This is a genomic window from Tunturibacter empetritectus, assembly GCF_040358985.1.
Lineage (GTDB): Bacteria > Acidobacteriota > Terriglobia > Terriglobales > Acidobacteriaceae > Edaphobacter > Edaphobacter empetritectus.
In genome coordinates, this window is the sequence record NZ_CP132932.1 from 4761740 (window position 1) to 4786880 (window position 25141).

The following is a 25141-nucleotide window of genomic DNA, read 5'->3' on the forward strand; positions in this document are numbered from 1 at the left end:
TTACTGCACCCGCTCATCAAATCGACTAAGGCACCCATGGATCGATTTCGCTAACACATCAATTCCCGGCACGGATAGAACCTGCCAGTGATCTCCAGGAACCTCGTGAATTTCAACTCCACCCTGAAAGATCGGCGACCAGCCATTGTCAGAAGGAATACTGCGATCTGCCTGCTTCGCGGCCCGAAAAAGAGTCAACTTCTGCGAGACTGGTTTCACCTTATAGTTTCTTGCAGCTACAGCGTTAATCTCATGGGTGTTCTTGAGGAAAGCTGGCAATCTTGAGAACATTCGTGCAGCAATCGTAACGGTGTAGCGCACTCGACGTTCCGTAAAGTCCTTGAGAAAAAAATCCCACCATCCTTTGACACTCCCGTGCCCTCTTTGGCTGTGAAAAAAACCAACAAGACCGGCCGGTTCGCTAACCCCGTTGTTGGGGGATGGTTCGGCGGAAGATACTTGGATGTAATCTCTCGCTCTTGAATCCAGCATCCCCAATAGGCCAACGGTTTCGCCCGCAGCCAAAAGTTGATGGGCCATCTCAAGTACCATGACTCCACCGAAGGAGTAACCGAGCAGGTGATATGGGCCCATGGGCTGGACCTGTCGAATCTCCTTCAGATAATGAGCAGCCATATCCTCGAGGTGGAGCAGCGCCGGTCGATTTAGCTCAAGCGCCTGGGCCTGCACTCCATAAACTGGCTGGTCCGCGCCAATCCTCGTCGTAAGGCCATAGAAGTTGACTACGTTCCCTCCCGCCCCATGAACAATAAAAAGGGGGCGCTTCGTGCCTACAGGTTGAATCGGTACGAGCGACGTCACCGTGTTTGGCGCGTAGCGTCTGCGGACCAGGTCAGCAACCATCTTGATCGTGGGAGCGGAGATTAAACTGGCCAGCCCGAATCCCATGGAATACAGGCTGTTCATGCGTGTAACCAGGCGAAGAATGGAGAGCGAACTGACTCCAAGCGAAAACACGTTGGTATCAGTCGTGATCTCCTCGACGCCCAGCATCGATCGCCAAAGTTCGAGGAGTTGAATCTCGATCGGGTCGCTGATCGTCGCAACCTGTTCTTCCAACTTCTCCATGATCGCCGCGCCACCATCTAATTGCTTCTCAGGGACTGCACGCATGTTTCTAAGAGGCGCACTTTGACTCTGGGCATCAGGAAGTTTCGCTGGAAGGAAATCGTCTGTCGGAGCCATCTTCTCCAACTGGATCGACGATTCCTGAACGGCAGACTCCAGCACCGCGATGAAGCTCGTTAGATATCGTTGAATCGTCCCCGGGCGAAAATAGTTCGGATTATATTCAAGCTGCAGCCGCGGCCCTTCTTCCGGCCGATCGACGATGGCGAACATCCACTCGAAGACGGCACCTGGACTCATCGACCGCAGTGGTGTGATCTCAAGTCCGGCAACCCGCTGAATCACCATAAAAGACTTTTGATACAGAAAGAAGATTGGGATTTCAAACGAAGTATTGTTGTGCGAGAAGTGCGAGTCGTAGATCAGCTCTTCAAACGGGAGCTCCTGATTTTCGTATGCGCCCAGCGTCCAGTCCTGCACCTTCGTAAGCAGCGATCGAAAGGTCTCCTGTGGTTCGATCCCCACGCGGAGTACCTGAATATTCATAAAGAGCCCGATCAACTCTTCCGTATCATCGTTCCGGTTCGCGCACGGAGATCCAACGACTACATCCCGCTGCCCCGTTACCCGGTACAGCAGAGCACAGAAGATGCTGAACAACAGGATATTCAGCGTTACGTTTTGGTCTTTGCAGAACTCGTGAGCCCGTGCGGTGAGCTCCGGCGAAATAAGAAGCGTCTCGATATCGCCTGATTCGGAGTCCGTACGAACGTCTCTCCGGCCTTCAGGGGTTGCATCGTGAGGGAGTTCAAGCCGTCCAAAGTTTGTTCCTAGAGCCTTACGCCAGAAGTTCAGTGACGTTCCCGCAGCTTCACTCTTTCGCCACTCCTCCTGCCAAACAGCGAAGTCGGCAAACTGAATCGGCAGCTCGGGCAGAACAGGTTCCTTGTCTTTCATCAGCGCTTCGTAAAAGACCGCAATGTCGCGCAGCAGAATGCCAAGAGATATGCCATCACAGATAATGTGGTGCATCGTGACGAGCAGAAGATGATGTTCCGGAGCGAACTTCAGCAACTTGAGAGCGAGAAGCGGTCCGTTGAACAAGTCCATGCGGTAAGCCGCATGTTCGCGGATCAGTCTGCCGGCCTCTGATGAGTTCGCCGCATCAGGCACTTCCTGCAGATCCTTGACCGGCAGTGCAACGATGTAGGGTAACCCGATGATCTGCGATAGTCTTCCATCCACCACCGCAAAGGTCGTTCGCAACATCTCATGTCGTCGCACCGCCAGGGTAAAGGCCATGGCCAGAAGATCCACATTTAGTTTGCCGAGGCACTGCCACATCAGCGGCATATTCAACGCGGGGTTGCCCGGGTGCATCTGATCCAGCGACCAGAAACGGACCTGTCCTTGCGTAGCAGGCATGGCGTAGACTTCGTCCACCGACGAGGCCGACGAGTTTACGACCGGCGTTTCTTCAGGTGTATTCGTAGTGACCCCCGTCGCAGATTGGAGATATTGCTTCATCCGCGTGTCCCGCTTTCACCGCGATAAGCCTTTCGTGGAGCGACAGTAATTCGCGGCGCTGCTTTGATCGTGTTGGATCTTGTCTCCGCGTGCTCCCCCAACCCATCGGATAATGCCAGAATCGTCCGATGCTTGAATATCTGCGCTGCCGTTACGTTCAAACCTTCCTTCTGTGAGCGTGCGGCTATTCGGAAGATGAGCAACGAGTCCGCACCAAGCTCAAAGATACTATCTGTAATGCTAACGCGGTCCAGCATGAGCACCGCAGACCAAATCTCTGCGAGCTTCTTTTGTTCTGCCGTCGAAGGAGCAGTGAATGGCCGCTGTGCAGAGTGAAGACCTGCCTTCAGAAAACTCTCCGCATCCGGCAGACTCTTACGGTCTATCTTTCCGTTCGGTGATCGTGGAAGCTGTGGCAACGGCAGGATCACCGCTGGAATCATGTACTCCGGCAAAGTATCTGCAAGCATCGTGAGCAGATCCGCTGTTAGCGCTGTAGCGTGTTCTGCGGAGTTGCCGGCGTCGACATAAGCCACCAGTCGTGTGATCACCGCTCCGGCACTCTTGCTAGTATGCGCAACCACCACAGCCTCGCGCACCGCGGGGTGCCTGTTCAGGGCGACCTCAATCTCTCCCAACTCAATTCGATAGCCGCGAATCTTCACCTGAAAGTCGGTTCGACCAAGCAACTCTACCTGCCCTTGCCCCTTCGCATCCACATGCCAGCGACCCAGGTCGCCCGTCTTGTAAATGCGCCCCTTGGCAAATGGATTGGGCAGGAACCGTTCGGCAGTTAAATCCGGGCGCTTCCAATATCCGCGCGCCAGCCCCGCGCCTCCTATGTAGAGCTCTCCCACAACTCCTGCAGGCGTCGGGTGCAGCCGAGGATCGAGCACATAAAACTGTGTATTCGCAATCGGAGGCCCGATGAGTAGCGGTCCTGTCCCAGCGGTGACACGCGTAGCAGACGACCAGATAGTCGTCTCAGTGGGCCCATAGACGTTCCACACCTGCTCGCTTCTCTCCATCAGCTGATCCGCCAGATCTCGCGGCAACGCTTCACCACCGCACAGCACCTTCAGCGGCAGTTCGCGGCTCCATCCGGCATCGATCAGCATCCTCCAGGTGCCGGGAGTGGCCTGCAGAACGGTCGCTTTACTACGCTGCAGCAGCTGTAGCAACAGGTAGCCATCCGCAACCTCCTCTTCGGTCGCAATCACCAACCGCGCACCCGTCAATAAAGGCAACAACAATTCAAGTCCCGCGATATCGAAAGCAAGCGTAGTCACCGCGACCAGCACATCTGCTCGACTCAGACCAGGCTCCCGCTCCATCGATTGCAACAAGTTCATCAGAGCACCATGCTCAACGGCTACGCCCTTCGGTCTGCCAGTTGTGCCAGAGGTATAGATGACGTATGCCAGCGAATCCGCCGCAGCTGATGCTTCAAGCGGCGCATCGCTCTCCTCGGCTATCTTCGTATCCAGTACCACGACCTTCGCCGCGGTTCTGAATCCGGGCTGCGCAGTCGGGAACGAATCTCCCACAACCAGCAACGCAGCGCCCGAATCCTCGAGCACCATCTCTAGTCGATCCTTTGGGTGCCGCGGATCCAGCGGCACATACGCCCCACCGGCCTTCAACACTCCAAGCAGCGCCCCCAGCATCTCGACCGACCGCGGAACACAGAGTCCAACCAGATCCCCCAGCTTCAGCCCCTCCCGCTGCAGTCTATGCGCAATGCGATTCGAATATTGATCCAGTTCCCTTCTCGTCCATCTCTTCGAACCGCACTCGACCACTACCTGATCGGCCTGTTCCCGCGCTCGCAGCTCAGCAACTCGATGGATCGGAACAAACTCGTTGCCGAACTCCACCTCGGTTCGATTCCAACTCTCTACAATCTCCAGCCGGTCTTTCTCGTCCAGCAGTTCAAGCTCATCTACGCGCAACGTCGCATCCCGCACAACGCTGCTTAGCAGGTTGGCGTACTGGTGCATCCAGCGGCGAATCGTCTCTTCGTCAAAGAGGTCGGTATTGAAATCGCAATCGAATTTGAGATCGTCTTCGGTTTCGATCACATTCAGAAACATATCCGTATTTACAAACTGCTTCGGGTTTGCCTTTATGTCCGCCGACAGACCGTCAAAGCCAATACGCGCTCCGATCTTTTCAAGATTGAACTGAACTTCGATCAGCGGTAGTCGCCCTGCATCTCGCGGAATCGAAAGCTTGTGGAGCAGGCTGCCGTAGGTAAACTCCTGATGGTCGAACGCATCGAAGAGCACATTGCGAGTAGCGGCGAGATGACTCTTCGCCGTCTCCGCCTCTGTCAATTGGCTCAGCATCGGCAGAAAGTGAACACAATGTCCGACGAGGCTCGCATTTTGAAAAAGAGCCTGCCCCGCCGTCGAGATGCCAACCACTACCTCCGGCTGACGGGTCAAACGATGCAGCAAAAGTTGAAAGCCCGAGAGCAGAGTGACATAAAGCGTGCAACCCAACCGTGCGCTTGCACCCTTCAAATCCATATACAGAGCGGACCCGAGACTGCCTTTCAATGTCGCTCCATGGTAGGTCTTATTCACCGGGCGAGGTCTGTCGGTCGGCAGATCGAGCACCGGTGCCAAGCCAGAAAACTTATTGACCCAGTAGGCTTCATTGTCCGCAAACTCACCGGACTTCTGACGGGTCTGCTCCTGAACGGCATAGCTACTGAACGGAAGCAGAGGTAGCAACTTTTCGCTCGCGTTCCCCTTTGCACTGTAGAACTTGCTGATCTCTTCGAAAAGTTGGTTTACGGACCATCCATCGAGAACGATATGATGCCCGGTAAAGAGCAATACCGTCTCATCGGCGGACATCTTGAAGATCGTTGCGCGCGCAAGCGGCCCCTGCGTAAGCGAGAACGGTATCCTCCCCTCCCTCTCAATCGCCTCATGCAACGTCTGCTCTCGAGAGGCATCTGCAGCGGAAGAGAGATCCACCTGTTCGACAGTGCCTTGAAAGGCTGGAGCGATCAATATCGATTCACCATCCTCACTGATGGTGCTGCGCAACGCATCGTGTCGAGCAAACACTGATTCAAGCGCCTGTTTCAGTGCCCTTTCATCAACATCGCCGCGCAAACGAAGCGTCACTGACTCATTGAACGCACAGTTCACCTCATCGCCTAGCGCAGCAGCAAAGTAGATCTCACGTTGCGCCTCAGTGATCGGAACCTTTGCCGGAGAGTCCTTAAGAGCCGCAGGATGCATCGCAGACACTGGCGCTACAGCCGGACCACTCTGATGCTCCCCGTGGCTGGGAAGCGCGTTGCTAGCCTGCATCTCTTCGACCGTCTCGCGGAATACCTCCTCGACAGTTTGCAGATCCGCGTCTGTGTGTGCCGTCGTAAGGAAGCAGGGATAGCCTTCCTGAATATGAATGCCCTTCTCCCGCATCGCGTAGTACAGCAGACTGCCAAGTCGAGCGTCCCCGTGGAAGGTGAAGTAAAACCACGACGCGAAGTGATGGATCCGGCTCGGAACACCGCGCTCAACAAAAAAGTTATCCAGCCGCGCCGCCATCTCTGCGGTCTTTCGATTCAAATCAAGTTGAAGCTGCGGCCCAGCAGCCTTCAAATGATTGAGAACCGCACGTGCTGCAGCGAGAGCCTGTGGATGACGAACGAAGGTCCCAGCGAAGAAGGTCACGCCAACCTCAGGGATCGAAGCATCGCCATACTGCCAGGTGCCGCCATCGAGCGCATCCATAAACTGTGCCTTACCCGAGAGCACGCCGATGGGATACCCGCCGCCGATGACCTTGCCATACGTCGCAAGATCGGCTCGCACCCCGAAACTCTCCTGCACACCGCCGGGAGCAAGTCTGAAGCCTGTGACCACCTCGTCAATAATCAGTGCAATCTCAGCCTGCTCCGTGATCTGTCTCACGGTCTTGATGAAAGCAATCGGTTGCAGACCAGGGTTGCGCGTCTGCACTGGCTCTATTAAGACAGCAGCGATCTCACTCGCATTCTTGCGAATGTACTCAAGCGAAGCATCGGCGCCGTACTCCAGCACAACCACATTTCCTGTATTCGCAATCGGAATGCCCGGCGCAAGCGGCACCGTTCCCCGTGGTGTATTGCGAACAAGAACCTCGTCAAACGTACCGTGATAGTCGCCCGCAAAGTAGATGATGCGATCGCGTCCCGTAACCGTGCGAGCCACGCGAATAGCCGCCATCACCGCTTCCGATCCGGTATTGCAGAAGGTTACCCGATCGTTTCCCGTTAGCTCGCATATCTGCGCCGCAACTTCACCCGCCAGCGGAGACTGCGGCCCAATGGCAACACCTTCTTCAATCTGCTTGTGAACAGCATCCAGCACAAACTGCGGAGAGTGCCCGAACATGATCGCCCCGTAACCATTCACGATGTCGATGTACTCATTGCCATCGACGTCCCAGATCCTCGAACCTTTGGCGCGCTCAGTCACGAGTGGGTAGACCATCTCCTTCCACTGCGGCCGAAAACCGGCAACCGCACGAGGGTCGGCAAGATGAACCCGTGCCTTGTCTGTCAGACGCTTGGACCCTGGCGTCTTCTTCTGATACTTCGCAAGGAGCGTGTTGAGATACTGTTGCTGATCGCCATCAAGATCCTGTTGAACCCGCGGCTGCAAGGGCCTGTAAGATCCGTGCTTGACCTCAGCTGTCTCCCCTGTCGACGTCGGTGTAGCTGATGATGACGCAGCAGAGGCCACAACAGGCATAGCCGCTGATACCACTGTTGATGCCGCCGATGTGGCAACCGCCGCCGGCAATCCGGTCGTGGCGCGCAACGCTGCCATCTGCTGCTCAAAGACCTTCGACATCATCGCCATCTGCTCACTAAACAGCCGCTCAACCGCAGAGCCGGCAGAAGTCGACGAGCCTGAACTCGAGAAGCTCGCAAGTGGAGCTGCGACGCTGGAGTGAGCGGCGACCGTCTGCACCGGAGCAGCTTGAACCTGCGCCTCTGCTGGAAACGCATCCGGCGGAAGCACACTGTCCAGATAGCCGGAAAGACTCGCAATCGTGGAATACTGCTCCATAATCTGGCGAAAGGTCAGCTTCACGCCGAACTTCTTCTGAATGCCCTGTGTAGCCTGGGTCAGAAACAACGAGTCAAGCCCCAACTCCAGAAACTGATGATCGACCTGATCCGGGGTCACTTCGATCCCGCTCAACTGAGTAAAAACCTCTGAAACAATCGGCTGCAGACGCAGCTTGCGTTCTTGCATTGGTGCCTCTTTCAACGGTTCGGTCGCGGCGGGAACAACTTCGCCGCCACTTTCTGTATCGAAAATCTCTACTCTAGAAATGATTGGCGGTTCGGGGAGTTGCAAGCCCCCCGTAAATGGCGGCGGCTCCACCCAATACAGTTTGCGTTCAAACGGATAAGTTGGCAGAGAGACTCGTCGCCGCATCTCCTGTGCGTAAACCTTCGTCCAGTCCGGCATCGCCCCCGCCACCCAGAGTTGCCCAAGCGCCTCCTGGAGCGAACCTGCCTCCACGGGAGACTGTTCATCCCGTTGCGCCAGCGAAGAGACGATTACGGCCGCACTACTATTCGGCTGCTGACGCGCAAGCGTAGCCAGCGTATTTCCCGGGCCAACCTCCAGCAATATCTGCGGAGTCGCCATCAGCGTCTTCAGCGCATCTGCGAAGCGAACAGGATTGCGAACCTGGTCAGCCCAGAAGCGCGGGCTCGTCGCCTGTTCCGGCTCGATCCATGTCCCGGTGAAGCTCGAAACATAAGGGCGAGCGGGACGGTGCAGCGTAACCTTGGCAACCTCCGCCTCAAACCCAGCCAGCATCGGATCCATCATCGACGAATGAAACGCATGCGAAGTACGCAGCCTGCGGAAGAGCGCTCCATTCGCAGTCAGCCTCTTCTCCAGCCTCTCAACGGCTTCAAGCGGCCCGGCCAGCACGCTCAGCTTCGGAGCATTCAACGCAGCAATCGAAATATCATCGGCAAGATACGGCTGAAGCTCAGACTCGCTGAGCCGCACGCCCACCATAGCCCCGCGCGGCATCTCCTGCATCATCCTTCCGCGAATGCTCACCAGCCGCAGAGCATCTTCGCGGCTCATAACCCCTGCAAGAACAGCCGCAACATACTCCCCAATGCTGTGGCCCGCACAGGCACGCGGTTCAATCCCCCACGCCTGCCAGAGCTTCGCCATCGCGAACTCCGTCACGAAGATTCCCGTCTGCGCAAACTGCGTCTGCTGAATCCTCTCCGTAGCCTCCGGTGCCGTTACATCCACCGGAAAAAGAATCTCGCGAAGGTCGAGACCAAGCATAGGCCGCAGGATCTCGCAGCACTCGTCTACCTCGCGGCGGTACAGCGGTTCGCTTTTATACAACGAGCTGCCCATGCCCGCGAACTGCGCCCCCTGCCCCGGAAACAGAAACACAACCTCGGGCCGCTTTGCCGGCACAACTCGATTCGCCTCCGCTTTGGCTGACGAAAGTTTTGCAATAGCATCTTCAGCGCCTGCACACACAAACGCAGCGCGATGATCAAACGCTTTTCTGCCAACCGCAAGCGTGTAGCCAACATCATCAAGCGGAACTTCAGGGTGCTCTTTGAGGTATCGAGCAAGATTGCCGATAGCCACCTGCAGCGCCGACTGCGATCTCGCCGACACGCACAGCAACTGCGCCGAACGCAAGGAAGCCGTCAAAGGCTGCAGTGCTGGCGCCTCTTCCAGCACCACATGCGCATTCACGCCGCCAACTCCAAAAGCACTCACCCCGGCGCGGCGCGGTCCATCAGACTTCCATGGACTCAACTCGCGATTGACATAGAACGGCGAATTCTCAAAGTCGATGTTCGGATTAGCACTCTCAAAGTTGGCCAAAGGTGGCAGCGTCGCCTTGTTCAGAGAGAGCGCCGTCTTAATCACTCCCGCCACTCCCGCGGCAGCATCCAGATGCCCAACGTTGGCCTTCGCAGTACCGATCGCGCAGAAACCCGTCGCCTCCGTGCATAACCGAAACGCCTTCGTCAGCGCTGCGACCTCAATCGGATCGCCCAGCGGCGTCGCCGTTCCATGAGCCTCAATGTAAGTAATGGTGCGAGCATCCACCCCGGCCATCGCCTGCGCAGCAGCAATCACGCCCGACTGCCCATCCACCCCAGGAGCCATGTATCCAGCCTTCATGGAGCCATCGTTATTCACGCCAAACCCGCGAATCACAGCGGTGATATGGTCGCGGTCTGCTACGGCATCCTCCAGCCGCTTCAACAGAACCGCACCCGCACCATGGCTGAAGACCGTGCCTGTCGCGGCGGCGTCGAAGGGCCTGCAGAATCCATCCTTCGATCCAATGCTTCCTTCCGAGTACAGATGCCCGCGCCTCTGCGGAAACGTCACCGACACACCACCAGCCAGCGCCATATCGCACTGGTAGTTCAGCAGGCTCTGGCTCGCCTGCGCAATTGCAACCAGCGAAGTAGCACATGCGGAAGCCACGCTGATGCACGGCCCGCGCAAGTTCAACTTGTACGCAACGCGGGTCGTCAGAAAGTCTTTGTCGTTCCCCATAAACGACCGGAACTCGCCAACCTGGTAGTTCCCCGTCACCTCATCGATGAACGCCCGATCGCGGCAAAGATTTGCCAGCAAATAAGTATTGAGGCTGCATCCACCGAAGAGTCCAATCTGTCCCGCATAGGTCGATTGGTCATAGCCCGCATCCTCTAGCGCATTCCAGCACGTCTCCAGAAATATCCGGTGTTGAGGATCCATGCTCTCCGCATCGCGAGGCGATATGCCGAAGAACTCCGCATCGAACATGCCGGGGTCCTCGAGCACACCGCGAGCAGCAACATAGTCCGAACCACGCTCGAGCCCCGCGCTGTTTCTCGCCTCCAGTTCAGTCGAAGAAAAATGAGAGATCGTGACCTTCCCGCCGGCGATATTCTCCCAGAACGCCTCTACATCCGGCGCTCCCGGGAACCGCCCCGACATGCCGATAATTGCGACAGAGTCCAGCATCTGCTCGTCGCCCGCATTCGCGTCAGTCCTATGTGTTTCTTGATTCAGCCGCTCACTCATGACGCCACACCCTTCGTCGCCCGAGCCCGCGCAAACGCACCTCTAGCCCTCTGAGCCTGCTGCTGAATTGCATCTTTTTCTGAAGCCGAAGACCCATTGGCCGCAAGACGCTTCGCCAATGAACGCACCGTCGGACACTCGAACATCACCGTAATCGGAATCAGCCGCTCAAACTGAGCCTGCAACCGCAGATGAGCGCTAATCAGCAGCAGAGACGTTCCCCCTGAATCGAAAAAATTATCGTCCAACCCAATCCCCTGCAGATCGAGTACGTCGGTAAACACTCGCGACACCCGCTCCTCGGTCTCAGACAGCGACTGCGCCGCCGAACCGTCCAGAGCCTCGCCGGCAGATCCCACCGAAGGAGCAGGCAATGCAGCGACATCCAGCTTGCCGTTCACGGTCAAAGGAAGTTCCTTCAATGCGGTGTACGAAGAGGGCCTCATCTGCGCAGGCATCTTCGAGACAAAAAACTCGCCAAGCATTTTGGCTGTCAATTCAACGCCCGTAGTCGCAACAAAATACGCCGCCAACCGCTGAGTCCCTGTCTTATCCGTATGCGCCACCACACACGACTGCTTAACCCCAGGCGCTTCAGCCAGCGCAGCCTCGACCTCCCCCAGTTCGATACGAAAGCCGTTGATCTTCACCTGGCTATCGTTCCGTCCGAGATACACCATCTCGCCATCAGGACGAATCCGCGCAAGATCGCCGGTACGATAGAGCGTGGCACCAGGCACCGGCCTGAAGGAATCTTCGATAAAGCGTTCCGCATTCAACTGCGGACGATTCAGATAGCCGCGCGTTACCCCGCCGCCCCCTACATAGAGCTCGCCCACTTCCCCCGCTTGCACCGGTCGCTTCGCTTCATCAAGCAGATAAAGCTGCATATCGGGTATCGGCGTCCCGATCAGGCTCTCCTGCACCGACTCCGCCTCTGCCGCCGTGATTGGCCGGTACGTCACATGAACCGTCGTCTCCGTAATCCCGTACATATTCACCAGCCGTGGAGCCGTGTCCCCATGACGCTGGAACCACGGAGCCAGCTTGCGATACTGCAGTGCCTCCCCGCCAAAGATCACTACGCGCAGCGACAGCGGCAGAACCGCACTGTCCTGCTCTACCTGGATCAACATAAAGAAAGCCGATGGTGTTTGATTGAGCACCGTCACTCGCTCCATCGAGAGAAGCTCGTAGAACTCCCGCGGCGAACGGCTCACAGCAAATGGCACGATCACCAGCCTCCCGCCCGTCAACAATGGTCCCCAGATCTCCCACACCGAAAAATCGAAAGCGATGGAGTGGAACATCGTCCAGACATCGTTCGCTCCAAAGTGAAACCAAGCGTCAGTCTGCTCCAGCAGACGAAGCACATTTCTGTGCGTCACCATCACGCCCTTCGGCTTGCCGGTCGAACCCGAGGTATACATCAGATAGGCTAAGTCCTCCGCCCTTGCGGCAAACGGTGGATTGTCCGGCTCCGGAGAGTTCAGCGCCACAAACTCACGATCCATCTCCACAACCGATACGGACAAAGCAGTTAACTCTCCCGATACCCCCGATGCAAGAACTGCGGTCGTTACGATCGCTACCGGCCTCGCATCGTCCAGCATCTCCAGAACCCTGGCCCTGGGATATCCAAAGTCGATGGGCAGATACGCGCCGCCCGCCTTCAGGATGCCGAGTATGGTCACTATCATCTCGGGCGAGCGGTCCAGGTAGATCGCAACAAACGAGTTCGTTCGAACCCCAAGCTCCTGCAACCGCCGGGCAAGTTCGTTCGCCCTCGCATTCAGCAGACCGTAGGTCCAGCGAGCCTCTCCGCATACAATCGCGACTTGGTCCGATTTTTCCGCAGCCATTCTCTCAAAGACACTGACGATCGTGTCGAGAGCCATTCCGTCGAATCCGCTCTCCCCCGGAACCTCGGAAGCCTGGGGACGAAGATCCATCAATCGCTCGCCCTCAATGGCCGAATTCTTAACATGCTCATCGTTCTCCATCGAGCCCCACAGCAGATCAAAAACGCAGAAAAACGAATTGACTCAGAGTAGCTGCCGGCATGGGCTGATCGATCACAACCCCTGACTTCACTCCCTGAGTAGAAGATGCAACTTGAGCGAAAGGTACCGCTCGAAGCTCTCGAAGTCAACCCGTCTCTGTTGCCTAATTGTACGCACAATTCGAAAGGCGGATTAAGACAATAGTGGGGGAAAATACCTGAAAGTTGTAGGTTTTTCAATATTTCGACACCGTTCCAGAGATGCCTGAAACTTAAGTACCAGGAGACTGGTTATCATTGCAGTACGGTGGCATCACACTCCGGGTTGTCTCTTATGTCGAGTGATTGGAAACAGGTCGATATCCTCCCGCCACTCGAGACCACCGAAGTGCAACTCTGGCGAATCGACCTGGCCGACGCCACAGGGCTCGGCACCACAGGCCTCAATGACCGCTTCGCCCCGCTTCTCGCTCCATCCGAACAGCTCCACGCAAACCGCTGCCGGCCCGGGCGCGTGCAGGATCATTTCTCCGTTGGACGGGCCTGTCTGAGAATCCTTCTCGGCAACGCCTCCGGCCTCGACCTCCGTTCTCTGCCTATCTCTACCGGTGTTCATGGAAAACCGGAACTCCCTCCCATCCACGGAGACAGCATCGCCTTCAACGTAGCTCACTCCGCAGACACCATTCTCATTGCTCTTACCCGCAGCGGCTCCGTGGGAGTGGACGTCGAGTACTACGACCGCGCGACCGATATTATGGAGGTCGCCCACTACAACTTCACGGCAAGCGAACACCGCTCTCTGGCAGCAATCACCGATCCCCACTCTCGCATCAGGACCTTCTACCGCTACTGGACCCGGAAGGAAGCGGTTCTCAAAGCAGATGGACGCGGACTCATCGCCTCCCTCGCGTCCTTCGATATACCGTTCGAATCAGTACACCTGCACCCCATTCGCATCGGTGGCTCCACAGACGATCAAGGGAAGCTGTTCTTCGTCAGCGATCTGACTCTGAACACCGAAGCCGCCGGAGCAATAGCATTCGAGTCGCCCGAGTCGCCGCTGCGACAGTTCATCTTTCCCTTGGGCCAGCCGTGGTGAGCCATCCCGAGCTCCCCCCAAAAACCGCCAGAATCTCCCATTCACCCGACAACCCGTCTGATACGTCTATAACTTGAGGAACAGATGGCCCTTCCCACACGATCCCCTATTGCAATACCCCCGGCACAACCACCCGCTCCAGAAAGCAAAAAGACCTGGCTCGTCACCGCCACCAGCCTCGTCTTCATCGTTCTGCAGAGCGCCTGCACCGCCGTCATCGCCCTCAGCGGAGTCCGCGTCGCCATCGGTCTCAGTGCGCTGGCCTCGGCAACCTTCGGCATCCACCCGCCTCCCACCGGCTTCCACCGCGACGCCATCCGCATCCCCATGATGATCGCCGCCACCATCGGCTCCCTCATCAACCTCTATGTTCTTTGGCGCATCCGCTCTCTACGCGCCCGCCCTTCTTCACAGTGGCGCACCCAGCCCGCCACCCCCAGCCAGCGCCGCTCAGAGACCTTTCAGATCTCGCTCGCAGTCGTCACCCTCCTCCTGGTAGCCGCCGAGAGTATCCTCCATTCCCTATTCCACCACGCCGCTTAGAATCCTCCAGCTATCGCCGCACCCTTTAGCCATCGCCCTCTTCCACACTTCCGCGAGGCGTATACGTAAATCCCCGCATCTCGGCCGCCAGCCTCGCGTGGAGCCGCTCGCTAAATCCCAGCGGCAGTTCGAAGACACGTTCATCGGCAGTCAGGATCAGAATATTGCGCGTCGAATCCAGAATCGCCGAACAGATCTCGCAGTGCTCCAGATGCTTCTGCACATCCTCCAGCACCGCCGCATCCAGAGTCCCATCCAGATAACCCGAGATATGCTCCCACACATGCTTGCACTCTAAAACCATGGGAACCACCTCCGCTTCGGCATCACCTGTTTCAACTGAGGAGACAACCGCTTCTGCAGCATCAGCCGCGCGCGGTGCAGTCGCACCTTTGCCGCCGCAACGCTGATACCAAGTGCCTCCGCCGACTGGTTGACACTCAAGTCTTCCATGTCGCGCAGCACAAAAACCTGGCGATAGATCAACGGCAGATCGCCAATCGCATCCTGCAACAACAACCGAACCTCTTGCCGCTCCAGCGCCTCGGAGGGAATCTCCCGCCAGTCCCGCAGCAGCGCCGGCGACACATGCCCGCCCTCATTCAACTCATCAAGCGACTCCGTCTTCGCAGTCTTCTTCTGCCGCAGCCGGCTCCGAGCCTCGTTCAGCGTAATGCTGATCAGCCATGTGCTGAACTTCGCTTCGCCGCGAAACCTCTCCAGGTTGCGGAACGCCTTGAGAAACGCCTCTTGCGCCGCATCCTCCGCGTCCGCCTCGTTCTGCAACATCGACAACGCCATGCTGTAGACGCTGCGCTCATACGGCTGGATCAGATCATGAAACTCATGCGTATTGCCCGCAAGGATAGAGGCGATCATCTGAGCTTCATTCCTGTTCTCGGAGATTACCGTCATTGCTTCTCGATCCATCCTCGATAACGCCTCTTCAACACCGCATCAACAGAGAACAGCCCGGCCCCGAACACCAGAACCATCGCAGCCGCGAACAAAAACGTGTATGGATCGGCGTTGTAGAACTTGCCCGGATCGGAGAACACCGCAAGGAGGGCGTCCCGATCTGCAGTCCAGTATGCCACCAGCATATTCACCGTAAGCATCAACCCAATGAGCCGCGAGCCGAGCCCCAGAATCAGAAGAAGTCCGCCAAAGAACTCCAGCCCTGAGACGAAGTGAGCGTTCAAAGCAGGAAAGGGAATATTCAAGCTCGTAAAGTAGTCGGTGATCTTATCCAGATGATGCAGCTTCCCCCATCCGCTCTGAACCAGCTGCCATCCCCAGTAGAGCCGCACCACCAGAAGAAATGGGGATTGGAGATAAGAAGCCAGTGTTGCAAACTTCGCATACAGCTCAAGCAGTTTTTTCATCACAACCCTTTTTTCTCCACCTTCGTCGAGCGGAATAAATCTTACGCAGGCCCCGAAATGCGGCAGGCTCGGCCAGGAACCTGTCGGGACCTGCACGTACTTAGAACCATCACGAAGGAATTGGTTACAGCCTCCACTCAAAGAGTGATCGCAATCAAAAAACCCTAAAGCACCCTCGGTTAAACTGCTCCCCAGTCTTTGCTGTCATCCTGAGCGGGAGCGAAGGATCCCGATGCGCTTCACACACCCAATACCCTCAAAACCTTTTTACCCTGACTTCCGGATTCTTAGAACCTGTCTAAAAACCGCTACCTTGCGATATTTTGCTGCCGTCTCTGCATTTGAGATAGGTCCGGGCTTTAGCCCGAACATCGAAGATCGGAACCATTCGGGGCTTCAGCCCCTGAGATATGTCTCTCTTCCCCTGAGCACCCAATTCGAATTCTCTAAAAAAGCCCCCGTGAAGCCAATGCCAGGAATTTCTTCGCTACCATTCTTCAACTCCGGCAAGCGCCGTAACTCCGGCCCCGTCGCCTGAATTCATCCAACGTGTCCCACTTGGAGTAGCTCTGAGCCAAAAGGTTACAGAAGTGATAGCCTTCCAGTGTTCTGCTGAACCTGTAACCTTTGTGCCTTGATGTAGTCGAACTCAGCGGCAAGGAAAATCGGCAAATGAATCTTGCCGCAGATGCAATCCGAAGCAGGAAGTTCTGCCGTTAACTCCTTGCTACGATCCGTGTAGCCACCATCCACGTCCGGCGCGTTCTCGCGTGCGGCTCAACCAGGAAAGGCTCATCCCTATGAAGAATTCAGCACAATCTCTCGCTCTGGCCGCTGCGTTTGCAGGTCTGCTGGGCGGCACCGCTGTCCGCATGAACGCCCAGACTGCCCCGGCCAACAACACCCCCACCACCACCGTTCACGCCGGCGTTCTCATTGCCCAGGACAAGCCTGATCTTCCGAAGCACTCCTGCAAGGGCAAGAACGACTGTAAGGGCCAGGGCGGCGGCAAGCACCCCGGCAAGAACGACTGCAAGGGCAAGGGCGGATGCGCCACCGACGGCTCCAAGCCCTCGCTCGCCTAAGCACCTCCCCTGTAACCGATCCTGTCTGGAGGCTTGATCGTCTCTTCAAGCCTCCAGACATCTTCACCATTCTTTAAAAAAAGGGGAGACATGCCAGCCAATCGCTTCAACGGATTCAGCGACTACGGCGTAGGGATCGGCCTTCGCGTCCCGCACTACGACCACATCTTCGCCGAAAAACCCGTCGTCGACTGGTTCGAAATCATCTCCGAAAATTACATGGTCGACGGTGGCCGCGCGCTCAAGGTCCTCGATCAAATCCTCGAACGCTATCGCGTCGTCCAGCACGGCGTCTCCATGTACTTCGGCTCCGTCCAGCCAGCCGACCGCGAACATCTCAAGCGCCTCAAGACCCTCACCCGCCGCACCAAAACTCCCTGGCTCTCCGATCACCTCTGCTGGGGAAGCGTTGACGGGCGTTACACCCACGACCTCCTCCCCATGCCCTACACCTTTGAAGCGGTCAAGGCCACCGCCGCCCGCATTCGCGAGGTCCAGGACTTCCTCGAGATCCCGATCGCCGTCGAAAACGTCAGCAGCTACGCCGAGTTTCACGAGTCCCAGATGACGGAGTGGGAGTTCCTCAATGAAGTCGTCGAAGCCGCCGACTGTGGCATCCTGCTCGACGTGAACAATATCTACGTCTCCTCGCAGAATCACGGCTTCAACCCCTTCGACTACGTCAACAGCGTCCCCGCCGAACGCGTCGCGCAGATCCACATCGCAGGACATTCAAAGTTCGAGAAGTACATCCTCGACACCCACGATCATCCCGTGCTCGACCCCGTCTGGCATCTCTACGCCCGAGCCATCGAGCGTGTCGGCCCCACCGCAACCCTGCTCGAGTGGGACGACAACATCCCATCCTTCGACGAGGTTCACTCCGAAGCCCTCAAGGCAACGCAGTATCTGGAACCGGCAGAGATCACAGTGAAAGAAGAAGCCAGAGAGGTCGTGCACTCTTGAACCTCCTCGAACTGCAACGCCGCATGGCTGAAGACGTAACGCGTCCTCTGACACCCGACTTTCAAATGCAGCCATCGACCGCCGACGGCAGACCGACGCAGGACCTGGCCAGCACCTACATCAAACCAAACGACCGCCTCTCCTCCTTCGACCGCCTCGAGATCTACAACCGGCAGTACTGGTTCCGCGTCATCGGAGCCGTCTCCGAAGACTTCCCCGCCCTCGCAGCCGTCCTCGGAGCGAAGAAGTTCGACAGCATGGTCCTCGCCTACCTCCGCGAGAATCCATCCACCTCCTTCACCCTTCGCAACCTCGGCTCCAGGCTGCCCAAGTGGCTCGAATCGCGCCCCGACTTCTCTCCCCGCCGTCATGCCCTCCTCCTCGACGTCGCCCGGCTCGAATGGGCCTACGTTGAAGCCTTCGACGGAGCCGATCTCCCTCCGCTAACCGCAGCCGACTTCGGCGACCTCGGCGCTGCTTCCTCGCTCTTCCTTCAACCTCATCTCCAACTGCTCGACCTCCGCTATCCCGTCGACGAACTAGTCCTGGCCGTCCACCGCCAGACCGCACCCAGCGACATCATGAGCAACGCCGTCACCGAGCGCAAGCAAGCCAAGCGAACCCGCCTTCCCGCCATGCGCCGCTCGCAGACCCACCTCGCCGTGCACCGCTACGACAACTCCGTCTACTACCGGCGGATCGATCCCGAGGCGTTCGGCCTCCTCTCCGCGCTGCAAAGCGGCACCCTCCTCGGTCAGGCGCTCGAGATCGCCTTTAGCAAAAGCACCCTCTCCCCTGAACAGCAAGCCGCCAAAATTCAGGAATACTTCGCCCACGCCGCCGAGCTGGGCTGGTTCTGCAAGCGACACCAAGTCTGACCATCTCCTCTTCCTCACCAGAAAACTCTTCCGCACTCAGCGGCATTCCCCAGCGTTCATCGCTCGTTGGCGACGAGCGGGTATCATACAGAAGTTGATTCCTGCATCGTCCAGGTGCGCCAGTTGCGACGCCTGCCCAGGGGCTGTCATCCTATACAAAGAATTGGCAAGGCATCCATTTCACCTCAGCTGGCTTCCGACGATACAGGCCTGTCTTCGTAGCCATCGTTCCTTCTAAGCAACACAGAACCGGCCCGTTAGGGTTGGAGCGCGACTAAGGCACTTGTAAGGGGACCTCTGCATGGAATTTCATATCTCCCGCGCTCTCCGAGAAAAACTGAACGTAGACGATCTTCTCTTCAGCTATACCGGCAACATCGTCTTTGCCAACGTCACCGCAAGCCGGAACCTGGCCACGCAGCTTCAGGAATACCGCGCACAAAACGCTGAATCCCCAAAAGTCGTCAACGCCGGCGCGCTCTTCGCCATGGGACTCATCGACGAGCTCAACCACGCGATGATCGCCCGCTATCGCAAAGACATCGACCCCGCAGTCTTCGCCGAAGCCGTACGCTGGTTCACCGGCCACGCCAAACCTGAAGAGATCGAACGCCTCCTCCTCACCTTCACCACCCAGTTTCCCAACGTAGCCGTCTATCGCGGCGAACTCACCGCCGCCCAGTGGCTCAACGGCACCACCGACGGCCTGCCAAATCGCGAAGCAGCCCTCGAAGAGCTCCTCCTCCTCTGGCTCGCAAACATCAACCCAGCCTTCACCCCCTTTCGCGAGCTCTTCGAGGACACGTCCCTCAAGCAGCAGACCATCTATCAACAAATCACCGCCGCCTTCCCCGACTACTTCCTCACCCGCCCTCCGATCTCCCCCGAGATTGGAAGCCTCCTCGACGCCCTCCGCGCTCCCCTGCTCGCCTCGCCCGACTCCCTCACCGGCCAGCTCGACTACATCCGCGAGCACTGGCCCAAGTACCTCGGCGAAGATCTCCGCCGCGTCCTCCTCGCCATCGACGTCCTCCGCGAAGAAGACCTCGCCATCTGGATGCGCTTCCATCCCCCCGGCCCCGACCAGTACCGTCACGGCGCGCCCGGCCGCGGAGGTGAAGGCTTCGTCGGCGACGAGTTCATCGGCTTCGAAGAGGAGTACTTCACCGGCCCCGATGGCGTCCGCCGTCGCCGCTACGGCCACGACTACCAGGCTCCCCTCAACGAGTACGAAGCCTTCAGTGCCGACCAGGCCTGGATGCCCACCGTCGTTCTCATGGCCAAGAGCACCTACGTCTGGCTCGAGCAGCTCTCCAAAAAATACCTCTGCCACATCCACCGCCTCGACCAGATCCCCGACGAAGAACTCCGCCTCCTCGCCGACCGCGGCATCACCGGCCTATGGCTCATCGGCCTCTGGGAGCGCAGCGTCGCCTCCCGCACTATCAAACGCCTCCGCGGACACACCGACGCCGTCGCCTCCGCATACTCCCTCAAGGAGTACCAGATCGCCGACGACCTCGGCGGCAACCACGCCTACGAAAACCTCCGCGACCGCGCCGCCCGGGCAGGCATCCGCCTCGCCAGCGACATGGTCCCCAACCACATGGGCATCGACTCAAACTGGGTCATCGAAAATCCCGACTGGTTCCTCTACCGCTGGGAGAGCCCCTTCCCCGTCTACCGCTTCGAAGGCCCCGACCTCTCCACCGACAGCCGCGTCGAGATCAAGATCGAAGACCACTACTACGACCAGTCCGACGCCGCAGTAGTCTTCCGCCTCCGCCACCACCGCGACGGAGCCACCCGCTACATGTACCACGGCAACGACGGCACCACCTTCGCTTGGAACGACACCGCACAGCTCGACTACTCCAAAGCAGCCGTCCGCGAGCACGTCATCCAGGTCATCCTCCACGTCGCCCGCCTCTTCCCCATCATCCGCTTCGACGCCGCCATGGTCCTCGCCAAACGCCACGTCCAGCGCCTCTGGTTCCCCCTCCCCGGCACCGGCGGCTCCATCCCCTCACGCGCAGAGAACGCGATGACTCAGGAAGAGTTCGACGCTCTCATGCCCCATGAGTTCTGGCGCGAGGTTGTCGACCGCGTAGCCGCCGAGGTCCCCGGCACACTCCTCCTCGCCGAAGCCTTCTGGCTCCTCGAAGGCTACTTCGTCCGCACCCTCGGAATGCATCGCGTCTACAACAGCGCCTTCATGAACATGCTGCGCGACGAAGAGAACGCCAAGTACCGCTCCTACCTCAAAAAAACCATCGAGTTCGACCCCGATATCCTCAAGCGCTACGTCAGCTTCATGAGCAATCCCGACGAGCGCACCGCGATCGATCAGTTCGGCTCCGGCGACAAGTACTTCGGCGTCTGCACCCTCCTCGCCACCCTCCCCGGCCTTCCCATGTTCGGCCACGGTCAGATCGAAGGCTACACCGAGCGTTACGGCATGGAGTTCAAGCAGGCCAAGATGGAAGAGTGGCCCAACGACAGTCTTGTAGCCCGCCACCAGCACGAAATAGCGCCTCTCCTCAAAAACCGCCGTCTCTTCGCCGAGAGCACCAACTTCGTCCTCTACGACTTCTGGGCCGACCACGGCACCGTCGACGAAAACGTCTTCGCCTACTCCAACCGCTCCCACGGCCAGCGCGCCATCATCCTCTACAACAACAGCTACTGCAGCACCCGCGGCACCATCCACTTCTCCGCGGCCTCGGTCGACAAAGCAACCGGCCACCTCCGCCAGCGAAGCCTCGCCGAAGGGCTCGATCTTCCGTACAACTACTTCACCTTCTTCGCCTATCGCGACACCGCCCACGGCCTGGAATATCTCTGCCGCAGCACCGACCTCCACCACACCGGCCTCTCCATCGATCTGCGCGGCTACCAGTACGCCGTCCTGATCAACTGGCGCGAGCTCCACGCCACCGCCGAACAACCCTGGGACCAGCTCTTCGACGCACTCAACGGAGCCGGCGTCTACAGCGTCGAAGAGGCGCTCTCCAAACTCCGCCTGCGCCCTGTGCATGAGGCCTTCCGCCAGGCTCTCAGCGAAAACAACATTCGAGCCTTCGCAACCGTCGCCTCGGAGCTCGCAGCCAAAGAACCCGCTTCTCTCTCTAAAGATCTCGCTGCGTCGAGCGCAAGCCAAAAATCGGCAACAGGCATCGCCAAGACAAATCCCAAGACAAACCCAAAGACAAACCCAAAATCAATCGAAGAAAAAAACAATGCCGCCTCTCCCGCCCTGTCCGCACAGACCCTCCTTGACCCTCGCCTTCAGGCCTTCGTGAAGTGCAGTCAGAGCTTCTTCGAAAGGGTGCTCCAAACTTTACCCGCTGAGACCGAAGAATCCTCCCCTCAATCGGACGCAAGCCTCTCCACAGCTTCGATCACGCCCCAAACCTATAAGGACCTCTGCGAGATGATGGCGAAAGAGGCCATCCATCTCATCTCGGTCTCTCAAAACCTCTCAACTATCCTGCCCCCGGCAGTGAGCAGCTTTCTACCCGGCAATAAGACGAACGGACAGATCTGGGCGCCAATCCTGGCCTGGATCACTCTCTGCAATCTCCCTCACAAAGACCAGACATCGCTCTTCGACAAGCTCCAGTTGCGCTCGGCTCTGTCAGAGATCTTCTCCGCCATCGGCATGGAAGGAGAAAACACCTGGCGCGCCGCTGCCCGCGTACGGATCCTGCTGGCACAAACCGGCACCTCGCCGGCAACAACCAGCACACAAAAATTCTGGGCCGACCCCGACGTTCGCTGGCTCACCAGTGTCAACGAATCTTCCGGCGCCACCTACTTCAACAAAGAGGGCTTTGAAGAGCTCCTCGGCTGGCTCCAACTCCCCTCGTTAATAAAATCTGCCCAGCAGCCTCTCGTTGATCTCGATTCGATCAAAAAGATTGAAGCTACTGCTCTAGAGTCTTGCCGATCGGCACAGAAGGCTGGTTATAACCTCGATCTCTACCTCAGCCCTGAACCGCCTAAGCAGTCCGAAGAAAAGCTAACCAGCGATCTCAAGAAACCGCCAACCTCCAGACCCGCTGCGAAGTCAGCCCAGAGAACAAAGCCAGACTCAAAGACAAAGCCAACCCCAAAACCAGCCCCCGAGGCCGAGTCAACTCTAAAAGCAAAGCCAGCCCAAGAGACCGAGTCAACTCCAAAATCGAAGCCACCCACAAAAGAAGAAAAGAAACCGAAGACTCCACACGCTGACTAGCTGACTCGCTAACTGACTGACCTGTTAACTCGCCGACCTGTTAACTCGCTAACTCGCTAACTAGCTGATCTTCCCATCACTAAACAGCTTCAGAGCTCGCCCGCCGACGATGATCTTTTTCTCAACCTCAGCATGGGTAAAGGGCTGCTCGATATCCTCAGTATCAATCACCTGGCACCAGGGTTTACCTGAGGGCGACGCGGGCAGCACATACTCGACGCCATCCTGCGACGCGTTCACAACCAGAAAAAAACTATCGTCGATCACCGGCAAACCGTCCTCATCGGTCACCTGCAGCGTCTGCCCATTCAGCAGAACTGCCACCGACCGGTTCCACTGGGTATTCCAAACCTCGTCAGGCACCTGTTTGCCATCCGTGCTAAACCACGCGACATCCTTGATAATCAGGTCCTCGCCTCGCCTGCGAATCTCGCGATCCTGAAAAAACTTTCGCCGATGCAAATTCGGGTGATTCAACCGGAAGTGGATCAGCTGACTCGTAAAGTCGCGCACCCGTTTGCGCGGTTCATCCAGATCCCAGTCATGCCACGTCAGCTCATTGTCCTGGCAGTAGCAGTTATTGTTCCCCATCTGCGACCGCGCTATCTCATCGCCCCCATTCAGCATCGGCACGCCTTGAGAGAGCATCAACGTAGCCAGGAAGTTTCGCATCTGCCTCTCACGCAAACGGTTGATCCCCTCATCGTCCGTCGGACCTTCCGCGCCCATATTCCACGAGTCGTTGCTGTCCGAGCCATCCTTGTTGTCTTCTCCATTTGCTTCATTGTGTTTCCGGTCGTAGCTGATCAGGTCGCACAGGGTATATCCGTCATGCGCCGTAATAAAGTTGATGCTCGCATACGGCTTGCGCCCGTCGTACTGATACAGATCGCTCGATCCGGTAAGGCGATTGCCGAGATCGGAGAGCTGCCCCGCATCACCCTTCCAGAAGCGGCGAACCGTATCGCGGTACTTCCCATTCCACTCCGCCCACAGAACAGGAAACTGCCCCACCTGGTACCCTCCTTCGCCGACATCCCACGGCTCTGCGATAAGCTTCACATCGGCCAGCGTAGGGTCTTGGTGAATCGTGTCGAAGAAAGAAGACAGACGGCTCACGTCATGCAGCTCCCGCGCCAGCGTCGCTGCAAGGTCAAAGCGAAACCCATCGACATGCATCTCCGTAACCCAATAGCGCAGCGAATCCATCAGCATCTTCAGCACCTGCGGATTCCGCACGTTCAACGTATTCCCCGTCCCCGTGTAGTCCACGTAGTATCTGGGACTCTCCTCATTCACTCTGTAATAGGTCGTGTTACAAACTCCCTTCCAGCACAAAGTCGGGCCCAGCTGGTTGCCTTCGCAGGTATGGTTGTAGACCACGTCGAGGATCACCTCGATCCCCGCAGCGTGCAGCGCCTTCACCATCCGTTTGAACTCATTCACCTGTCCGCCGGTATCCCCGCACGAGCTGTAGCGGGACATCGGCGCAAAGTACCCCAGCGTGTTGTACCCCCAATAATCCACAAGACCCCTGGCCACCAGCGGTCCTTCGTCGATGAAGTGGTGAATCGGCAACAGCTCCACCGCCGTCACGCCAAGCTTCTTCAAATAGTTAATACTCGGCTCACACGCAAGCCCCGCGTAAGTCCCGCGAAGCTTCTCTGGAACCATGGGATTCCGTATGCTGAAGCCCTTCACATGCATCTCATAGATCACCGAATCAGCCAGCGGCGTCTCAGGCGGACAGTCGTCTCCCCAGTCGAATTTGCTGTCGATCACAACGCTCTTCGGAACACCATCCGCGCTGTCCTGCGTATCCATCTTCAGATCGTCTCCCGACGCCACGTCATACGCGAAGATCGGCTTCTTCCAGTCAACCTGCCCTGAAAGCGCTTCAGCATAAGGATCGACCAGCAGCTTGTATTTATTGAAGCGGCGCCCGCGCTCCGGCTCCCACGGACCATCGATCCGGTACCCATATAACTGCCCCGCTTTGATATCGCGAACCAGCCCATGCCATACATACGCGGTTCGCTCCTGCAAAGCGATGCAATCAGTCTGTCTGCCCTCTGCGTCAAAAAAGCAGAGCTCAACCTTGGTTGCGCCCTCAGAAAAGAGGGCGAAGTTCGTGCCTTTCCTCGTTACAGTCGCGCCAAGCGGATAGGGTCGGCCAGGAAGAAGGGTGCGTTTCATAGACTTTCGATGCAGCCAACGATCTGTAGTTCCGG

Annotated in this window: 13 protein-coding genes; 6 read left to right on the forward strand and 7 right to left on the reverse strand. The window is 57.7% G+C overall.

What is annotated here, in order from left to right:
- Genes RBB75_RS19915 through RBB75_RS19925 form a run of 3 tightly spaced genes read right to left on the reverse strand, consistent with a single transcriptional unit; the run spans position 1 to position 12664 of the window.
- Positions 1 to 2616, reverse strand: a complete 2616-nt coding sequence (locus RBB75_RS19915; RefSeq protein ID WP_353069084.1) for a condensation domain-containing protein — start codon at positions 2614 to 2616, stop codon at positions 1 to 3.
- Entirely contained in the window at positions 2613 to 10712 is an 8100-nt protein-coding gene (locus tag RBB75_RS19920) for a non-ribosomal peptide synthetase/type I polyketide synthase (protein WP_353069085.1), read from the reverse strand. Before RBB75_RS19920 ends, RBB75_RS19915 begins: the two co-directional genes overlap by 4 nt.
- Positions 10709 to 12664 (reverse strand): amino acid adenylation domain-containing protein, encoded by a 1956-nt coding sequence (locus RBB75_RS19925; protein WP_353069086.1) that lies wholly within the window; start codon positions 12662 to 12664, stop codon positions 10709 to 10711. The genes RBB75_RS19920 and RBB75_RS19925 overlap by 4 nt, the downstream gene beginning before the upstream one ends.
- A gap of 384 nt (positions 12665 to 13048) precedes the next feature.
- Here RBB75_RS19925 and RBB75_RS19930 point away from each other — a divergent pair, with 384 nt between their 5' ends.
- Entirely contained in the window at positions 13049 to 13816 is a 768-nt protein-coding gene (locus RBB75_RS19930; protein WP_179638352.1) for a 4'-phosphopantetheinyl transferase family protein, read from the forward strand.
- 84 nt (positions 13817 to 13900) lie between these two features.
- A complete protein-coding gene (locus tag RBB75_RS19935; protein ID WP_257030953.1) occupies positions 13901 to 14359 on the forward strand; it encodes a hypothetical protein in 459 nt (152 codons plus the stop codon).
- A 25-nt stretch (positions 14360 to 14384) separates the two neighbouring features.
- Here RBB75_RS19935 and RBB75_RS19940 read toward each other — a convergent pair whose 3' ends face one another.
- The 3 genes from RBB75_RS19940 to RBB75_RS19950 are packed head-to-tail and all read right to left on the reverse strand — an operon-like array spanning position 14385 to position 15744.
- Positions 14385 to 14663: an anti-sigma factor family protein gene (locus RBB75_RS19940; RefSeq protein ID WP_179638353.1), complete on the reverse strand. Its 279-nt coding sequence runs from the start codon at positions 14661 to 14663 to the stop codon at positions 14385 to 14387.
- The gene (locus RBB75_RS19945) at positions 14654 to 15274 is read right to left on the reverse strand and encodes a sigma-70 family RNA polymerase sigma factor (RefSeq protein ID WP_179638930.1); all 621 of its coding nucleotides are present in this window, start codon (positions 15272 to 15274) and stop codon (positions 14654 to 14656) included. Before RBB75_RS19945 ends, RBB75_RS19940 begins: the two co-directional genes overlap by 10 nt.
- Positions 15271 to 15744, reverse strand: a complete 474-nt coding sequence (locus RBB75_RS19950; RefSeq protein WP_179638354.1) for a DoxX family protein — start codon at positions 15742 to 15744, stop codon at positions 15271 to 15273. The genes RBB75_RS19945 and RBB75_RS19950 overlap by 4 nt, the downstream gene beginning before the upstream one ends.
- Positions 15745 to 16544: 800 nt before the next feature.
- On the opposite strand from RBB75_RS19950, the gene RBB75_RS19955 reads away from it, so the two are divergent.
- The 4 genes from RBB75_RS19955 to RBB75_RS19970 all read left to right on the forward strand — a co-directional run bounded on the left by RBB75_RS19955 (position 16545) and on the right by RBB75_RS19970 (position 22910).
- Complete coding sequence (locus RBB75_RS19955) at positions 16545 to 16829, forward strand: hypothetical protein (RefSeq protein ID WP_179638355.1); 285 nt, start codon at positions 16545 to 16547, stop codon at positions 16827 to 16829.
- A 90-nt stretch (positions 16830 to 16919) separates the two neighbouring features.
- Positions 16920 to 17795 (forward strand): MNIO family bufferin maturase, encoded by an 876-nt coding sequence (gene bufB, locus RBB75_RS19960; RefSeq protein WP_179638356.1) that lies wholly within the window; start codon positions 16920 to 16922, stop codon positions 17793 to 17795.
- Positions 17792 to 18673, forward strand: coding sequence for an HvfC/BufC N-terminal domain-containing protein (locus RBB75_RS19965; protein ID WP_179638357.1), 882 nt, complete (start codon positions 17792 to 17794; stop codon positions 18671 to 18673). Before bufB ends, RBB75_RS19965 begins: the two co-directional genes overlap by 4 nt.
- Positions 18674 to 18974: 301 nt before the next feature.
- Positions 18975 to 22910 carry an alpha-amylase family glycosyl hydrolase gene (locus RBB75_RS19970; RefSeq protein WP_353069087.1) on the forward strand — a complete coding sequence of 1312 codons (3936 nt, stop codon included), beginning with the start codon at positions 18975 to 18977 and terminating at the stop codon, positions 22908 to 22910.
- Between the two features lie 60 nt (positions 22911 to 22970).
- Here the strand turns inward: RBB75_RS19970 and glgX are convergent, their stop codons facing one another.
- Entirely contained in the window at positions 22971 to 25106 is a 2136-nt protein-coding gene (glgX, locus tag RBB75_RS19975; RefSeq protein WP_179638359.1) for a glycogen debranching protein GlgX, read from the reverse strand.
- Positions 25107 to 25141 lie beyond the last annotated feature (35 nt).